Origin of the sequence: Sphingomonas sp. GC_Shp_6, assembly GCF_026540835.1 — a bacterium.
Classification (GTDB): domain Bacteria; phylum Pseudomonadota; class Alphaproteobacteria; order Sphingomonadales; family Sphingomonadaceae; genus Sphingomonas.
Map to the genome: position 1 here is coordinate 19,590 of NZ_JALNUO010000020.1, position 12,778 is coordinate 32,367.

Consider the following 12,778-nt stretch of genomic DNA (forward strand, 5'->3'; position numbering starts at 1 on the left):
TTCCAGACAAGGGGGTGGCGTTGCCGGAAGCGGGAGCTTTCGGCCGGGATCAGGATGGGAAACGGGGTGCGGCGCCGGGCCGCGGGGATCAGGTGACGGTCATGATGGCGGCGAGGGCAGCGCCCAGGCCTTGATCGTTTGCCGGGTTCGGGTGATCGTCATTCGCCGGCTTGGCTGGCCAACGCCCAAAAGGGATGCGGACCGCCGGGTTGGGCGTGGCGCTCTGGTGGACGATCCGGATGACCGAGAGCTGCGAGACGAACTGGCAGCCGCAATCTGTGTTTTCGCAGACCATGCGCAGCTCGCGCACGGTGTCGGTGACGGCCTCGCTTGACCGAACGATCGATCGTGTGCCGCAATGCGGACAGGCGATGGACGGCAGGCGAGGTGCGGTAGGCTTTTTCATCTTCACTGGTGGGATCCCCCCGCTTTCCCCGCGACCGATCCCGTGACGGCCGGAAGGAAACTGCTGATGCGGCGCACGAGGCCGCGAATTTTGGTCTCGGCCTGCTCGGCCTCAGCGAGCGCCCGGAGCGCGTCGCGTGGGCTGGCGCCCGGCTGGGCGAGCACGAGGCTGAAGGCGACGGCTTCGCCGGTCTCGCGCGACACGTCGGCGCAATCGGCGATCAGTGCCGTCTGGCACGCCGTGGCGGCGGCGAGCTGCTGCTCGACCTGATGCGCGAACGCTTCGAGGAAAGGCGACCCGTCGCCTCCAGCCGCGCGGTAGGCGACCTCCAGATTGCGTGCGGTGTCGATCGGCGCAGACGTGGGATGATCGGGGTCTGACCAATTGCGCAGGCAGCGGTTGTTCCGGCGCGCGATGCGGGCGACTTCCTCCCAGCCGAGCAGGCTAGTGATCCGCATCATGGCGTCTGCCGACGTGAGAGGGATGCGCATCTTCGTCATGCGCGCAGGCCTAATTGCGTTGTCGTCGGCTGATCGCAATCGACCACCATCGGCACCGTGCGGCATTGATGCGGTGCGGATACATCGACTGGAGGACGGCCTATGCTTATCAGCGCACAGCACGCATCGTGAGGGATGATGCGATCAGGCCAGTTGGCGGGAACGCGGAACCACTCGGCAAAACGATCGAGCGTCTGCACGGAGAACGTCTTGCCGGCCCGGAGCCGTTGAAAGAACGCGCCGCTGCTGACGACGATCGTCGCAACGCGCGAGAGCGACTTGCCGCCATGATCGGCGTACGCGCGCTCGTAAGCGTCGGCCACCGTTCCCAATGCGTTCTCATATGCGTTGCTCATGACGCAGCTTGTGCGTCAAGAAAACACCACCTGTCAACACCTCCTTACCGCTCGCGGGTGGTTTCTCTGTGGTGCATAGGTGACGCATGAACGCGCCAGAAATTCTGAAGGAGCGGATTTCCGCCAAGCTCGCCGAGCTGAACGTCACTGCGCGTGAAATCTCGCTCGCCGCTGTTGGACAGCCTGATGCGATTCGGAACATCATCAAGAAGGGGTCCATGCCGGGGATCGATCGGCTGGACGCTATTGCGGAGCACCTGAGCACGACCGCCGATTGGCTGCTCGGACGCGAGTCGGCGATCGAACGAACTGGAGGCGGAGGAGATACGCTTCCACTCGCAACGTTGCGGCGCCTTCCGAAAACGCTGCCGATCTATGGCAGCGCCCTCGGGGCTGATATAGAATACGACGATGAGCACGGAGTCGTTGTGAAGGTCGAGCAGACCGAGGTGCATATGGCAGAGCCCATCGATTACATGGCTCGGCCAACCGGCATCGCAGGGCGCTCAGACATGTACGTCGTTGTCGTATCCGGGCATTCGATGGAGCCGCGGTTCGATAGCGGCCGTCGCTATCTCATAGATCCCAGGCGGACGCCTGTTGTCGGGGATGACGTGGTGGTGCAACTGCGCGCCGCGATTTTCGATGGCGAGGAGGTTACACACGTTCTGATCAAGCAACTGGTTCGACGGAAGCCCGGTGCAGTCGTGTTGAGGCAGTTTAATCCCCACACCATTTTCGAAGTGCCGAACGAGCAAGTTTCCGCGGTACATCGCGTGATGCCTTGGGATGAGGCCCTCGGTTTTTGATGAGCGCGGGGGTGCAGGCGCGACGCATTACATCGAAAACTGATGCCATCGGAGCTATGACGTCGGTGAGATTGGCGGCATTGTCGCGCGTTGAGTAACGTGACAATTTCGGGGCCGATCAGCATGATTGTGCCGAACGCATAAGGGGGATGTCGATGAGCACTGCCGAGGAACTGGCCAAGCTGGCGCAACTGCGCGATCAGGGCGTGCTCACCGAAGATGAATTCCAGCAGCAGAAAGCCGCGGTGCTGCGTGGCGACCATCCTGCGACGCCGGCCGCCGTAGCGCCGGCGCCCGGCAAGCGCAGCATGGGCAAGGGATGCTTGGTGCTCCTCGGCATCCTGATCGTTCTGGGCGTCATCGGCGCCATTATTGGCGGTGGATCGCATGGCGGCACCGCTGCCAAAGAAACGGCAGCGGCCGAAGCGCCGATAGCCGTCACAGCGACAGAGCTGTTCAACGCGTATCAGGCGAACGAAGCAGCGGCGCAGGAGCGCTATGGCAAGCATCCGTTGCTGGTGAGTGGCAAGATCGCGTCGATCGATCTCGACATCGTCGATAATCCCGTCGTGCAACTTCGCACACCAAACGAATTCATGAGCGCGTCGGCTCGCCTCGGCGATAATTCGAAGGCCAAGGCAAGTAGCTTGAGCAAGGGTCAGTCGATCCAGCTGCTCTGCGCAAGCGTCAGCGAGGTCATTTCAGTACCACAGCTCAGCGATTGCGAAATCCAGTAGCTTCGTTGCGCGATTGGCCTCATTCGAGCGATTGTGACCCAACGCCCGTCCGATGGTGGGTCAGGCTGATCGAGGCGACCGTACTGGCGATGCTGCTCGGTGCGGCGGTTGGCGAGCTGATGTTCTCGATCGGTCAGGTGTTTTCCAGCTTAAGCGCGGTCTTGTAACCTCCGCTGTCAAGCCGATGGGTCACTTCGGTCAGCACCCAGGCCACCGCATCAATCGCCGCCTTGAACCCGCTGATGTTGGCTTTCTGCTCGGGGTAGATGTCGGCGCGGCCGAGCGCGAGGGTCCAATCCAGCGACACGGGTTCGCGATCGGCGCGGCCCTTGGCCGCCCGCGCCGCGGCGCGCGCATCGGCCTCGGTGGCGTAGGTGCGTGACAGCTTCTTCGCACCGTCCTCTTTGCCCACCGTGACGAACTGGCGGCGTGCGCCCTTGCGATCGTGCCACCCAGCGCTGACACCCTCGGCCGCTTCCCGCTTTGCAACGCGGTAGGTGTGCGTATCTCCCTCGCGGCGCGCGAGGGCCAGCGCGGGCAGGGGCTTGCCGCTCGCATTGGTGCCGGCGCCGATCGGCGCGAGGATCAGCGCGCCGCCCTTGATTGTGGCGACCGCATCGTGCTCGCGGCCGAGGCGACGAAGCAACGCCATGTCGCTCTCCCGGCTCTGGTGCTGTCCATCGACCGCAATGCCAGCGAGAGTCGCCGCGCAACGCGGTGTGAGCTTCTGCCGGCCGGCGATCTCGTTGACGATCGCGCCTAGCGTGGTGCCGTGCCAGCTCTGCTCGCGGCGCACCTTCAGCGCACCGGTGAAATCGGCCGAGCGCGCGCGGATCGTCACCTGATCGGGCGGGCCGGCATGCTGCACCTCGTCGACGGTGAAGCTGCCCTTCTCCACGAGGCCCACCGTGACGTCGCTGCCCTGTTTCCAGCCGAGCTGGAGCTTCAGAACCGCGCCGATCGCCGGCAGCGCAAGCAGCCCATCGGTGTCGTCGAGCACGATATCGAGCTGATCGGCTTCGCCGCCTCGCTTTTCCGAAAGCGTCAGCGACACGAGGCGCGGGCGAACCTTGGCCGTGATGTCCGCGAGCGTCGCGGTTTCGTCGTACAGCGTGCCGCGCAGATCCTGCCCGGCGAGCGTCAGGCGAAAGTCGTGGATGTTGGCGATCGTCACGCTGCGACGCTCGTGGGATCGTCGACGCGCAGCAGCTCGATCCCGAAGCTGATCTGGCGCGCCGTGCCGTCGGGCAGGAAAACGCTCTGGCGTTCGTCGATGCCGGTGATGACGAAGGCGCCGAGTACGCGGCCGGTGCCGTCGACTAACGCCCAGGCCTCGCCCTTGTCGGCCATGACGCGGAGCTGATCGAGCGATGCCGGGCCGTCGCTCAGTTCGGCCATGGCTCGGCCGGAGAGCGCGATCTTGTCGTCACCGGGGCCGACATACTGCACCGCGTCGCGGACGCCGACGCGCGTGCCGCGCGCATGCTGCCAATCCATGCGGCGTTGCAGCTCGTCATGGGCGAGCGTCGGGATGTCGAAACAGAAGAGTCCGAGGGCCAAGAGCATCGGCGTCACTCCCAATCCGGAGTATCGGCATAGGCCGATCGACCAGCCGCAGCCTTCTTGCGCTCCTGGTCGGCGTGCCAGCGCTCGAACTTGGCGAAGAGCATCTGCTCGTCCATCCCGGCAGACGGGTGGAAATGGACCTCGTAATGGTTAGCAGGTCCGGGTGCACCGGCTGCGCGACCGGCCGGCGCGGAGGCGGCGTGCGCCGCCCCGGCAATCGAGCCGACTGCGGCGCCAGCGGCAATCGCGCCCTGGACGCGGCGCGACAGGCGCTCGATGCGGCGCACCGGCCCATCTTCGCCGCCCGCGATGCCATTCGCCAGCCCTTCCATCATGAAGCCGCCGAAACCATGGAAGACCCGGCTGGGCGAATGAATGCCGAGTGCTTGCCGAAACCACAGCGCCGTTGATCCGGCAGCTTTTAAAACTGTTGCCTTCAGTGCGTTGAGCTGATCCTTGATTCCGCCAATGAGTCCCTGAATCAGCATACGTCCGACATCACTCAGCTTTGATGGCATGCTTCCACCGAGCCAATTCACGAGCATTGCGAAAGCACGATAGATGCCGCCGAACAGATTGAAATCGACGATCATCGCGGCAATGCCGGAGAGTCCTCCTTGCGCATCATGTTTGAGTTCATTCCAAATGCCCGAGAACCAGCCGATGATTGGCCCCCAATTGCTGTAGATCAGGTACACCGCTGCCGCGAGCAGACCAATCCCGACCACTACTGCCGCTGCAATGCCGATGATCGGGAGCATGCCGACTTCGAAGAACGTCGCGACGGCGGAAACGGCCGCGAACGGCCCGATGATGGCGGCGAGGGCGATGCCGAGTGCGCCCAGAACGGTGAGCATGGCGGCGATCACTGCCACACTGACGATCATCGCCTGCGTGAGCTTGGGGTGCGCGGACGCGAAGGTGTTGAAGCGATCGAACAGCGCGCCGAGCTTGTCGGCCGCGAGATTGATCGTGGGCAGCAGGCGAGTGCCGATCGTGATCTTGAGCGCCGTGAAGCGATTGTCTGCCAGCTTCAGCTGGTTTGAACTTGTCGCCAGTCGCCGATCGTATTCCCGTTGCACCTGGCCGCCGTAAACCGAGGCATCGCTGACAAGGTCGAAGCGCGCCTTCAGCTGATCGAGGCCCGTGAGCATTGCGGCGATCGGCGCGACGGATTCGCGACCGAACATGTTCGTAAGGGTCGCGGTCTGCTGCACCTTCGGCAATCGTGCAACGCGATCGAACACGTCGAGGATCGTGGCGCCGGCGTTGGCCTGCATGCCCTTTGCAATCGCGACCGCGTCAACGCCGATCGCCTTGTACCCCATCAGCAGCCGCTTTCGAGCTGACGAGCCCATGTTGAGCTGCAGCATCAGATTCTTGATACCTGTCGCGGCGATTTCCGGCGCGACATGAAGCGAGCTAAGCCGCGAAGCGAGCGCTGCCACCTGGGGCGAGGACACCCCAGCGACCTTGCCCAGCGACCCGATGCTCTCGATCACCTGCGCGATCTCGGGGCCCTTGCCGCCGAACTTGGCGTTCAGCGCGTTGACTTGGTCGCCCAGCTCCTTCAGCTTCGGCAGTGGAGCCTGAAACGCCTCGCGCCATGCCATCATGGTCGTGCCGGCCTCGTCCGCGGTCATGCCGAACGCAGTGCCCATCTTGGCCGCCTGGGTTGCAAAGTCGACGAGCTGGCGCCGCTGGTCCTTCATGCCGTGACCGACGCCTGCGGCCGCCGCATCCTCGGTAATCCCGGCGAGTTCGACGGCGGTGAGCGGAATCGTGCGGGTCATTTGCTGGATGTCCGCCGCCATCTTCCCGATTTCGATCGCCGACATGCCCGACACTTTGCGGACGCCGGCCATCTTGTCCTCAAGGTTCATCGCATCCTTGGCCACGGACGCCACAACGGTGCCCGATCCCACGCCGACTGCGAGCGCGGAGGCACCACCAGCGGCAAGGCTGCCCGCCAGCTCCTGGCCCTTGCCGAATTGCCCTTTGGCGGCGCTGAAACGCCGGCTTCGGGATTGAAGCTGCTCCAGCCGTTCGGTCTGCTCGCGCAGCTCCGCGTTGGTGTGGCGCGCATCGGCCGCTAGAGCCTGCTCGGCCGCGGCGAGGTGACGGGTCGAGACCCCGGCTTCGGTGAGGCGGCTCCTGATCGTGGTAAGCTCGCGCGACTCCGCTTGGTGCTGGCGGGTGAGCTGCTCGGCCTCCCGCTTCGCTCCGGCAAACTCCCGTGCCATTGCCCGCGTCGGCGCCTCGGTGGCGGCGAGATCGCGGCCAAGCTGGGTGGCGCGTTGTCGCGCGGCCTCCATCGCCTCTGTGGTGGTGGCGAGCCCGCTCTTCAGCTTGCGGAAGGCGTCCACATCGCCCTGCACGCGCTCGATCTCGCGAAGGCGGTCGCGGGTGGCCTTCAGCGCCGTCGACGCGCGCCCGGCGCCGCCGGCGATGTCCTTCAGCGGCTTGGTGACGCGGTCGGCCGCTTCGAGCAGCATGCGGATGCGCAGGTCGCGGTCGGCCATGGTTTCAGTCCTCGGGGTTGTGGCGCGCCGCGGCGCGGGCGCGCCACTGCATCAGCTCGGCCGGGTCCATCCGGTCCATCGTCTCAGGGCTCCAGCCGAATACGAGCGCGAGATCGGCCATCGCGTCGTCGATCAGCTGTGGGAGACCGCCGCCTTCGCTGCTCGCGGAAGCAAAAAATCCAGTACCTCGCCGCCGAACTGCATCAGATCGGCGGCGCCTAGGCGCGCCCCCTTCTGGATAACGGGCATCGTAATGCGCGGCGCGAGCTGTTCGAGCTGCACGACATCCATCTGGGACAGGCCCATAAGGTTCAGACCGCGCAGCGAGCCGGAATCGGGCTTGCGGACGCTGATCCGCGTGCCGGCCGGCAACAGTTCGGTGTTGCCGAGCATCACGGGTTCGTCGAGGGTGAAGCCCGGAGCTTCGGGAGCATCGGCGGTGGTGTTGGCGGCGTCGATCATGGTGGTGGCCTTCTGGGTTTCGGCCTGCGCCTCCGCGCGCCACTGGCGCGGAGTGCAGGCCTCGGTCGGATTGTGGTTGCGCGGGGCTCGCGCGGGCACCGGGGTGCCGTGGCCGGGCATCAGATACCCAGCGCGTCACGGATCTCGGCGAGACGATCGACACCGCCCACGACGAACACCATGCCGAGCTGATCGATCTCGATCTCGACGACACCGTTCCAGGTGAGCTGGTAATAGGCGATGGCGGTTTTCACCTTGAACTCGCCGGCATCGCCCACCTTCTGCTCGCCCATATCGATCTCTTCGTGGCGCCCGCGGATCACGATCTCGATCGCGTCCACCTCGCCGCTGTCGTCATGCTGGTAGGCGCCGACAAAGCGAAGCTGGACGCCCGTCACGTCGGTGACGCCGTATTGGCGCAGCACGTCTCGCATGGGGCCACCGCAGGACCATTCGGCTTCCAGCCCTTCGCTGCCCATGTCGATCTTGACCGGGCCGTCCATGCCGCCCCCGCGCCATTCTTCCATTTTGCGCGCGAGTTTGGGGGCGGTGAACGACGCGACTTCGCCGAGATAGGCGTTGCCGGTGTTGAAAAGCATGAGGTTCTTGAGCTTGCGGGGCAGGGCCATCGGGGGTCTCCGGGAGAGTGGTCGGGTCAGGCGAGCGGGGCGGCTCAGCTATTGGCGGCGGCGAGTGCGCCGAAATCGGCCAGGAATTCGTCCGTGATCTCCTGATCGAGATCGAGGCGCTCCAGCGGCGGGACGGGCGTGTAGCGATACGAGATCGTCAGCCTTCCTTGCTTGAGCGTATCGGTCGTGTTCTTGGCCGGATCGAACCATGCGGTGGCGCCGAGCACGCGGCCGGCGCGCACGAGGCGGCGGAACAGCTCGTTGATCTCCTCGACGATGTCGCGCGCGAGGCTGGGGCGCAGCGGCTTGTCGAGATATGGCGTCAGGCCCAGCGCCATCGTGTCGGCGAGCACCTGCGCGGTGCGGCAGGCGCTCTCGAAAGTGAAGTCGCTCGACGGATCGGCGCAGGTGCGGTTGCCCCAGAAGCGGATTGCGCCGTTCAGCCGCACGAGCGTCACCACTTGAGCGGCGTTCAGCGTGTTGGCGTCGCAATCGGCGTCCTGCACGTCGAAGGAAAGCGGGTGCGATATGCCGGTGACGCTCGCCAGCGGCACGTTCGATAGCGTCTTGTGGAACCCCTGATCCTGATCGATCGCGGCGCGTAGGCCGAGCGCATGCGCCGCAGCCGGCGTCGTGCCCGGCGTACCGAGCACGTCGACGGGCTCGACCACGTCGGGCCAAATTAGCGTCAGCTCGCGCTGGGTGAACTTGGCGCGGTAGGTGGCCACGTCGCCGATCGCCGCGCCGATCGCGGCACAATACGCCCGGCCGCGCAGCTTGGCGGCGACGGTGGCGAGCTGCGTGGTGGCGGCCTCGCTCTCCAGCCCCGGCACGCCGAGGATGCGCGGGCGGACGCCGAGCGTCGCATAGGCGCCGAGCAACGCCTGCATGCCGGTCTTGTGGCCCCCGGCGTCCGTGCCGATCAGCGCCAGCTCCGTGGCATCTTCATCGGCGCCCGGCGCCACCCGCACGACCACGACAGGCGCACGGACCTGCTCGGAGATGGCGGTCAACGCCGCCTTCAGCGTGCCGGTCGCGCCGACGACGCTGATCGCAGCCTGAAGGTCGGTGATCAGCACGGGCGTGTCGAGCGGGAACGCGGCCTCGTCGGCGAGCGGCGCTGTGCCGACGAGGCCGATGATGGCGGTGGCGATCGTCGCGAGCGTGATGCTGTTACCGGAGCTTTCGGTAACGCGAATGCCGTGGAGATAGTCGGCCATGGTCGGTCCTTTCAGGCGGTGAGCGCGCTGGTCGCGCGAACGGGGATGGCGAGATCGATTTGCGCGGCGGTGCCGGCGGCATCGGTGCGGGTGCCGGTGATGCGCAGCAGGAAGGCGCCGGTTACGGCGGTGCGCTCCAGCGCCACGCGCGAGATGCGCGCCCGGCTCTCCTGGCGCATGATGGCAAGCGCGGTGGCGGCGAAGACGCGCAGACGGCCCAAGCCGTTCATGGGCTGATCGAGCAGCTCGGGAAGCTGACTGCCATAGTCGCGGCGTCCCACCCGGCTGCCGAGCGGCGTGCCGAGGATGTCGCCGATCGACTGCGCGAGGTGGTCGGCGCCGGCGAGCGGCTTGCCGGTCGTGCGGTCCATGCCGATCACGCGACTGGTTTCCCGGAGAGGGCGGTGCCCGCCTGCACCTTGTCGTGAACGTGATGCTGGAGGCTGACGGTGTTCGCGGTCACGTCGGCATCGCTGTGGATCGCGTCCGTCGCATAGACGTGCCCGTCGATCGTCAGGCCGCCTTTGATCTCGACGTCGCACTCGAAGACGATGCCGCCGGGCGCTGCAACGCGCGCGGTGCCGCCTGCGGGTAGCACGACGGTGAGGACATGCCGTTCCGGATCATAGCCGATCGACGCGCCGTCTGCGAAGACGATGACGGTGGAGCCATCGCTTGCGGCATGAGGGTTGGCATCGCTGCTAAGGCTGCCGGCGATCAGGCCAGCGGCAGTGTCACCTTCGGGGCAGAGCACGAGGACCTGTTCGCCGACGCTCGGAGGAGACCATACACGGGTCGCACCGACGCGCGGGGCGACCCACGGTATATCGCCGGTGAGCAGATCGCCGATGGCGACGCGCGCCGTGGCCTGCGTCTGATCGACGGACTGCACGACGCCGATGCGCGCGAGATCGCCCACGAGGCGCTGGATATCGGCAGGATCGGCCATGCCGCGACCATGACGCCGCGATCTCGCATCTGCGCGGGCAGCACCTTGTAGAAACGCTTTCTACAAGGTGCTGCCCGCGCTCACCTCATCCACACTATCTGCGGCGTTCAGCAGCTCGGTCGCTTTCGCCAAGACGTTGTGCCCGGCAAAGTTGGGCAGGAACCCGGCCCCAGCGGCGACCATCGGCGAGATGCCGTATTCGATTCCGTCCGGCGCAACCCGCGCCCAAATGCCATTGATCCGGTTGAGCAGCCGCAGAGCGTCGTCTTGCGCGATGGCTTTAGTCCGATAGAAGAGCGACCCTTCCATGTTCGGCATGATGTCGGCCATACTATGCTACCCTGCTAAGAGCCCGGATAGTGGTATTGAAGTACCACTGCCCAGATTTGACATTGATCGTTTGTGCTTGAGCATCGTTAGGCGCATCTGGGAAAAGCATAAGAGGCTGATTAAGCGTCCACCTGTTGGGATCGCTAGGATGGTTTTGACCATTGATTGTCGCGAATGCGGTTGGTCCGTGGCATAAAGACATTTGTGATGCGCTTATCATCCGCCAGTTTAGCTCGCTCGGGAAAACGGTCGGGTCTCCCCACTCCATCCACTTGCCGCCAGCTAAGCCGTCTCCAAAACCCGCATATTGATTTGGGTTTAGGGGATTGCGAGTGACGAGGCCCTTCCGGGAAATCAAAGTTCCGCTGCCATCCGTCGACAGATAACATCCGTTGCCGATCACGCCTGCACCTTGCGTGCCCATGATCAGCATCGATCCGCCCTGGATGATGCCTGGCCCCTGATTGCTCTCGGTGTAGATGCCAGTCGCGAGAGGCGGGCCGGCGAACATGAACGGGCCGCCCGGTGCGTAGTTGGTCGCGCCCTGCTGCCATACTGGATAAGCGCCGTTGGCGCCTTGATAAACCAGTAGCCAGTACGTTTGATCGGTAAGCGAGGGGGCATGCGCGCCCAGATCGGCCGACGTTGCGTAGGGGGCAGGCACGAAGAAGTAGTAACTGTTGCCGATGATGTAGTTGATGCCGGCGAAGGTGCCGTTGCCACGATACTGATACGTGCCGCAATCCGACATCTGTATGTTGCCGTAGATGCAGGACAGAAAGCTGTTGCCGCGAACGCCAAACCCATTGCATCCGGAGACATCGATATCCCGAGCGGAACCCGCATTGGAGTCGGCATAGTCGACATTCAGGCCGTGTCCGTTGGCGCTGTCGAGGCGGCAGTTGTGGACGCTCCAGGCGTTGGCGTTTCCTTCGGTCGTACCGCCGGAGCCGGTGCCGACGGCAACGCTGACGCTTCCCCCGAAATAGTTGATGACGTTCTGTCCAAACTCGGCACGCGCGCGCATGCGGAGACCAACGGTTCCGGGTGTGGTCCCACCGACCAGCTTCAGACCGAGGATGCGTGACCCATCTCCGCCAAGGATGCCGGGCTTATTCGCGCGAGGTCCGGTATTCGAGCGGTGGATGACAATGCCGTCGATGCCATCGGCAACGTTGATGATGGACTTTGACTGGTCCGCACCGGCGCGCCCGGTGCCGGTGCCACGCAGCGTAACGGCGTTCTCGATGTTGATCGTTTTGTCGAGGAAGAAGCCCGGATCGTTGCCGGTGGTGGGGAACACCAGATCGTTAACCCCACGATCGGTTGCCCAGTCGATCGCCTCCGCAATGATGTCAGATTGCGGCGAGCCATCAGGCCGCGCACCGAACTCGGTGATGAGAGGCGAACCCTTCACGCGAGCGAAGTAACGGCCGTCTGCCGACTGGAAGGTCGATCGAGCGTATTTCGCAAGCGTGGTTGCGTCGGCTCCCGCTGCTGCCGTGTAGGGCGCCTCACCGATGCCGCGGCCATCGTAGTCCGACACCCGAACCAAGGTCGTTGCGGCGTTGACGGTCTGGCCAGCGGCCTGCAACTTGGAACCGATCGCCATGACGTTGCCGCCCGGCTCACCCTTGTCGCCCTTGTACCAAGCGACCAGGAACGGGATTACCGCCTTGGCGAGGCCCGACAGCAACATGCGCTTGGCTCGACCGCCCGAAACGACGGGGATCGACTCGGTACCATCGGTGACGGTCAGCAGATCGAGTGCGGAGATCTTTGCCATGAGGTCAGCCTTCGGGCCAGAGCGGGAGGGTCATGACGTCGAGCGCGGCGAGGTCGTCCGCGTTCGCCTTGGCGATCGTCGTCTCGATACGATTGGAGGCGGCGCGGATCGCGTCGATCGCGGCGCGGCGCCGCAGCGCGGCCATCGTCACCTCGCGATCGTCATGTACGATGCCGAGGAGGTTCGCGACCGCTGCCAGTGCGATTGCCGCGTTGTCGTTCGACTGCCGTTCGATGGTGGCGACTGCGAGAATGCGGCGCCGCGCCTCGCGCTTCACCGCGCGCACCGCGCCTGCGCGCAGCTGGTCGAGCTTCGGCGCGGCGGACCTGGAGAGCGTCGGCCGGCCATTTGGCGCGGCGACAATGCTCCTGCCACTCGCCTGCCCAGCCAGGAGCCGCGCGTGCTCGCGCGCGGAGATCGGCACGGCATCGTCGGGCAGCGCATGGTGGATGTCGGCGTGGTAGAAGCTGGCGTTGGCCGCGCTGTAGTGGAAGCTCATATCGCCT

17 protein-coding genes are annotated in these 12,778 nt (G+C 65.1%); 2 read left to right on the top strand and 15 right to left on the bottom strand.

The window, feature by feature from the left end:
* Positions 1 to 88: 88 nt before the first annotated feature.
* The 3 genes from OXQ95_RS16550 to OXQ95_RS16560 are packed head-to-tail and all read right to left on the bottom strand — an operon-like array spanning position 89 to position 1,262.
* Positions 89 to 406: an ogr/Delta-like zinc finger family protein gene (locus OXQ95_RS16550; RefSeq protein WP_267382634.1), complete on the bottom strand. Its 318-nt coding sequence runs from the start codon at positions 404 to 406 to the stop codon at positions 89 to 91.
* A 2-nt stretch (positions 407 to 408) separates the two neighbouring features.
* Positions 409 to 906 (bottom strand): hypothetical protein, encoded by a 498-nt coding sequence (locus tag OXQ95_RS16555; RefSeq protein ID WP_267382587.1) that lies wholly within the window; start codon positions 904 to 906, stop codon positions 409 to 411.
* On the bottom strand, positions 903 to 1,262 hold the full coding sequence (locus tag OXQ95_RS16560) for a hypothetical protein (RefSeq protein WP_267382588.1): 360 nt from the start codon (positions 1,260 to 1,262) through the stop codon (positions 903 to 905). Before OXQ95_RS16560 ends, OXQ95_RS16555 begins: the two co-directional genes overlap by 4 nt.
* A gap of 86 nt (positions 1,263 to 1,348) precedes the next feature.
* Between OXQ95_RS16560 and OXQ95_RS16565 the strand changes: the two genes are divergently transcribed.
* On the top strand, positions 1,349 to 2,071 hold the full coding sequence (locus OXQ95_RS16565) for an XRE family transcriptional regulator (protein ID WP_267382589.1): 723 nt from the start codon (positions 1,349 to 1,351) through the stop codon (positions 2,069 to 2,071).
* A gap of 155 nt (positions 2,072 to 2,226) precedes the next feature.
* Positions 2,227 to 2,808: an SHOCT domain-containing protein gene (locus OXQ95_RS16570; protein ID WP_267382590.1), complete on the top strand. Its 582-nt coding sequence runs from the start codon at positions 2,227 to 2,229 to the stop codon at positions 2,806 to 2,808.
* Positions 2,809 to 2,941: 133 nt separating this feature from the next.
* On the opposite strand, the gene OXQ95_RS16575 is transcribed toward OXQ95_RS16570, so the two are convergent.
* From OXQ95_RS16575 to OXQ95_RS16630, 12 genes are read right to left on the bottom strand one after another with little or no spacing between them, the layout of a single operon-like run.
* Positions 2,942 to 3,982, bottom strand: coding sequence for a contractile injection system protein, VgrG/Pvc8 family (locus OXQ95_RS16575; protein WP_346731945.1), 1,041 nt, complete (start codon positions 3,980 to 3,982; stop codon positions 2,942 to 2,944).
* The gene (locus OXQ95_RS16580; RefSeq protein ID WP_267382591.1) at positions 3,979 to 4,374 is read right to left on the bottom strand and encodes a phage tail protein; all 396 of its coding nucleotides are present in this window, start codon (positions 4,372 to 4,374) and stop codon (positions 3,979 to 3,981) included. Before OXQ95_RS16580 ends, OXQ95_RS16575 begins: the two co-directional genes overlap by 4 nt.
* A gap of 5 nt (positions 4,375 to 4,379) precedes the next feature.
* Positions 4,380 to 6,896, bottom strand: a complete 2,517-nt coding sequence (locus OXQ95_RS16585) for a phage tail tape measure protein (protein ID WP_267382592.1) — start codon at positions 6,894 to 6,896, stop codon at positions 4,380 to 4,382.
* Between the two features lie 4 nt (positions 6,897 to 6,900).
* The gene (locus OXQ95_RS16590) at positions 6,901 to 7,017 is read right to left on the bottom strand and encodes a GpE family phage tail protein (protein ID WP_267382221.1); all 117 of its coding nucleotides are present in this window, start codon (positions 7,015 to 7,017) and stop codon (positions 6,901 to 6,903) included.
* A gap of 11 nt (positions 7,018 to 7,028) precedes the next feature.
* On the bottom strand, positions 7,029 to 7,478 hold the full coding sequence (locus OXQ95_RS16595; RefSeq protein ID WP_267382593.1) for a hypothetical protein: 450 nt from the start codon (positions 7,476 to 7,478) through the stop codon (positions 7,029 to 7,031).
* Positions 7,478 to 7,987: a phage major tail tube protein gene (locus tag OXQ95_RS16600; protein ID WP_267382594.1), complete on the bottom strand. Its 510-nt coding sequence runs from the start codon at positions 7,985 to 7,987 to the stop codon at positions 7,478 to 7,480. The genes OXQ95_RS16595 and OXQ95_RS16600 overlap by 1 nt, the downstream gene beginning before the upstream one ends.
* A 44-nt stretch (positions 7,988 to 8,031) precedes the next feature.
* The gene (locus OXQ95_RS16605) at positions 8,032 to 9,207 is read right to left on the bottom strand and encodes a phage tail sheath subtilisin-like domain-containing protein (RefSeq protein ID WP_267382595.1); all 1,176 of its coding nucleotides are present in this window, start codon (positions 9,205 to 9,207) and stop codon (positions 8,032 to 8,034) included.
* Between the two features lie 11 nt (positions 9,208 to 9,218).
* Positions 9,219 to 9,578, bottom strand: coding sequence for a GPW/gp25 family protein (locus OXQ95_RS16610; protein WP_276589156.1), 360 nt, complete (start codon positions 9,576 to 9,578; stop codon positions 9,219 to 9,221).
* 5 nt (positions 9,579 to 9,583) lie between these two features.
* Positions 9,584 to 10,156 carry a phage baseplate assembly protein V gene (locus OXQ95_RS16615; RefSeq protein ID WP_267382597.1) on the bottom strand — a complete coding sequence of 191 codons (573 nt, stop codon included), beginning with the start codon at positions 10,154 to 10,156 and terminating at the stop codon, positions 9,584 to 9,586.
* Positions 10,157 to 10,216: 60 nt separating this feature from the next.
* On the bottom strand, positions 10,217 to 10,486 hold the full coding sequence (locus OXQ95_RS16620) for a hypothetical protein (RefSeq protein WP_267382598.1): 270 nt from the start codon (positions 10,484 to 10,486) through the stop codon (positions 10,217 to 10,219).
* A 1-nt stretch (position 10,487) separates the two neighbouring features.
* Positions 10,488 to 12,272: a hypothetical protein gene (locus OXQ95_RS16625; protein WP_267382600.1), complete on the bottom strand. Its 1,785-nt coding sequence runs from the start codon at positions 12,270 to 12,272 to the stop codon at positions 10,488 to 10,490.
* Between the two features lie 4 nt (positions 12,273 to 12,276).
* Positions 12,277 to 12,771 (bottom strand): hypothetical protein, encoded by a 495-nt coding sequence (locus OXQ95_RS16630; protein ID WP_267382601.1) that lies wholly within the window; start codon positions 12,769 to 12,771, stop codon positions 12,277 to 12,279.
* Positions 12,772 to 12,778: the final 7 nt, after the last annotated feature.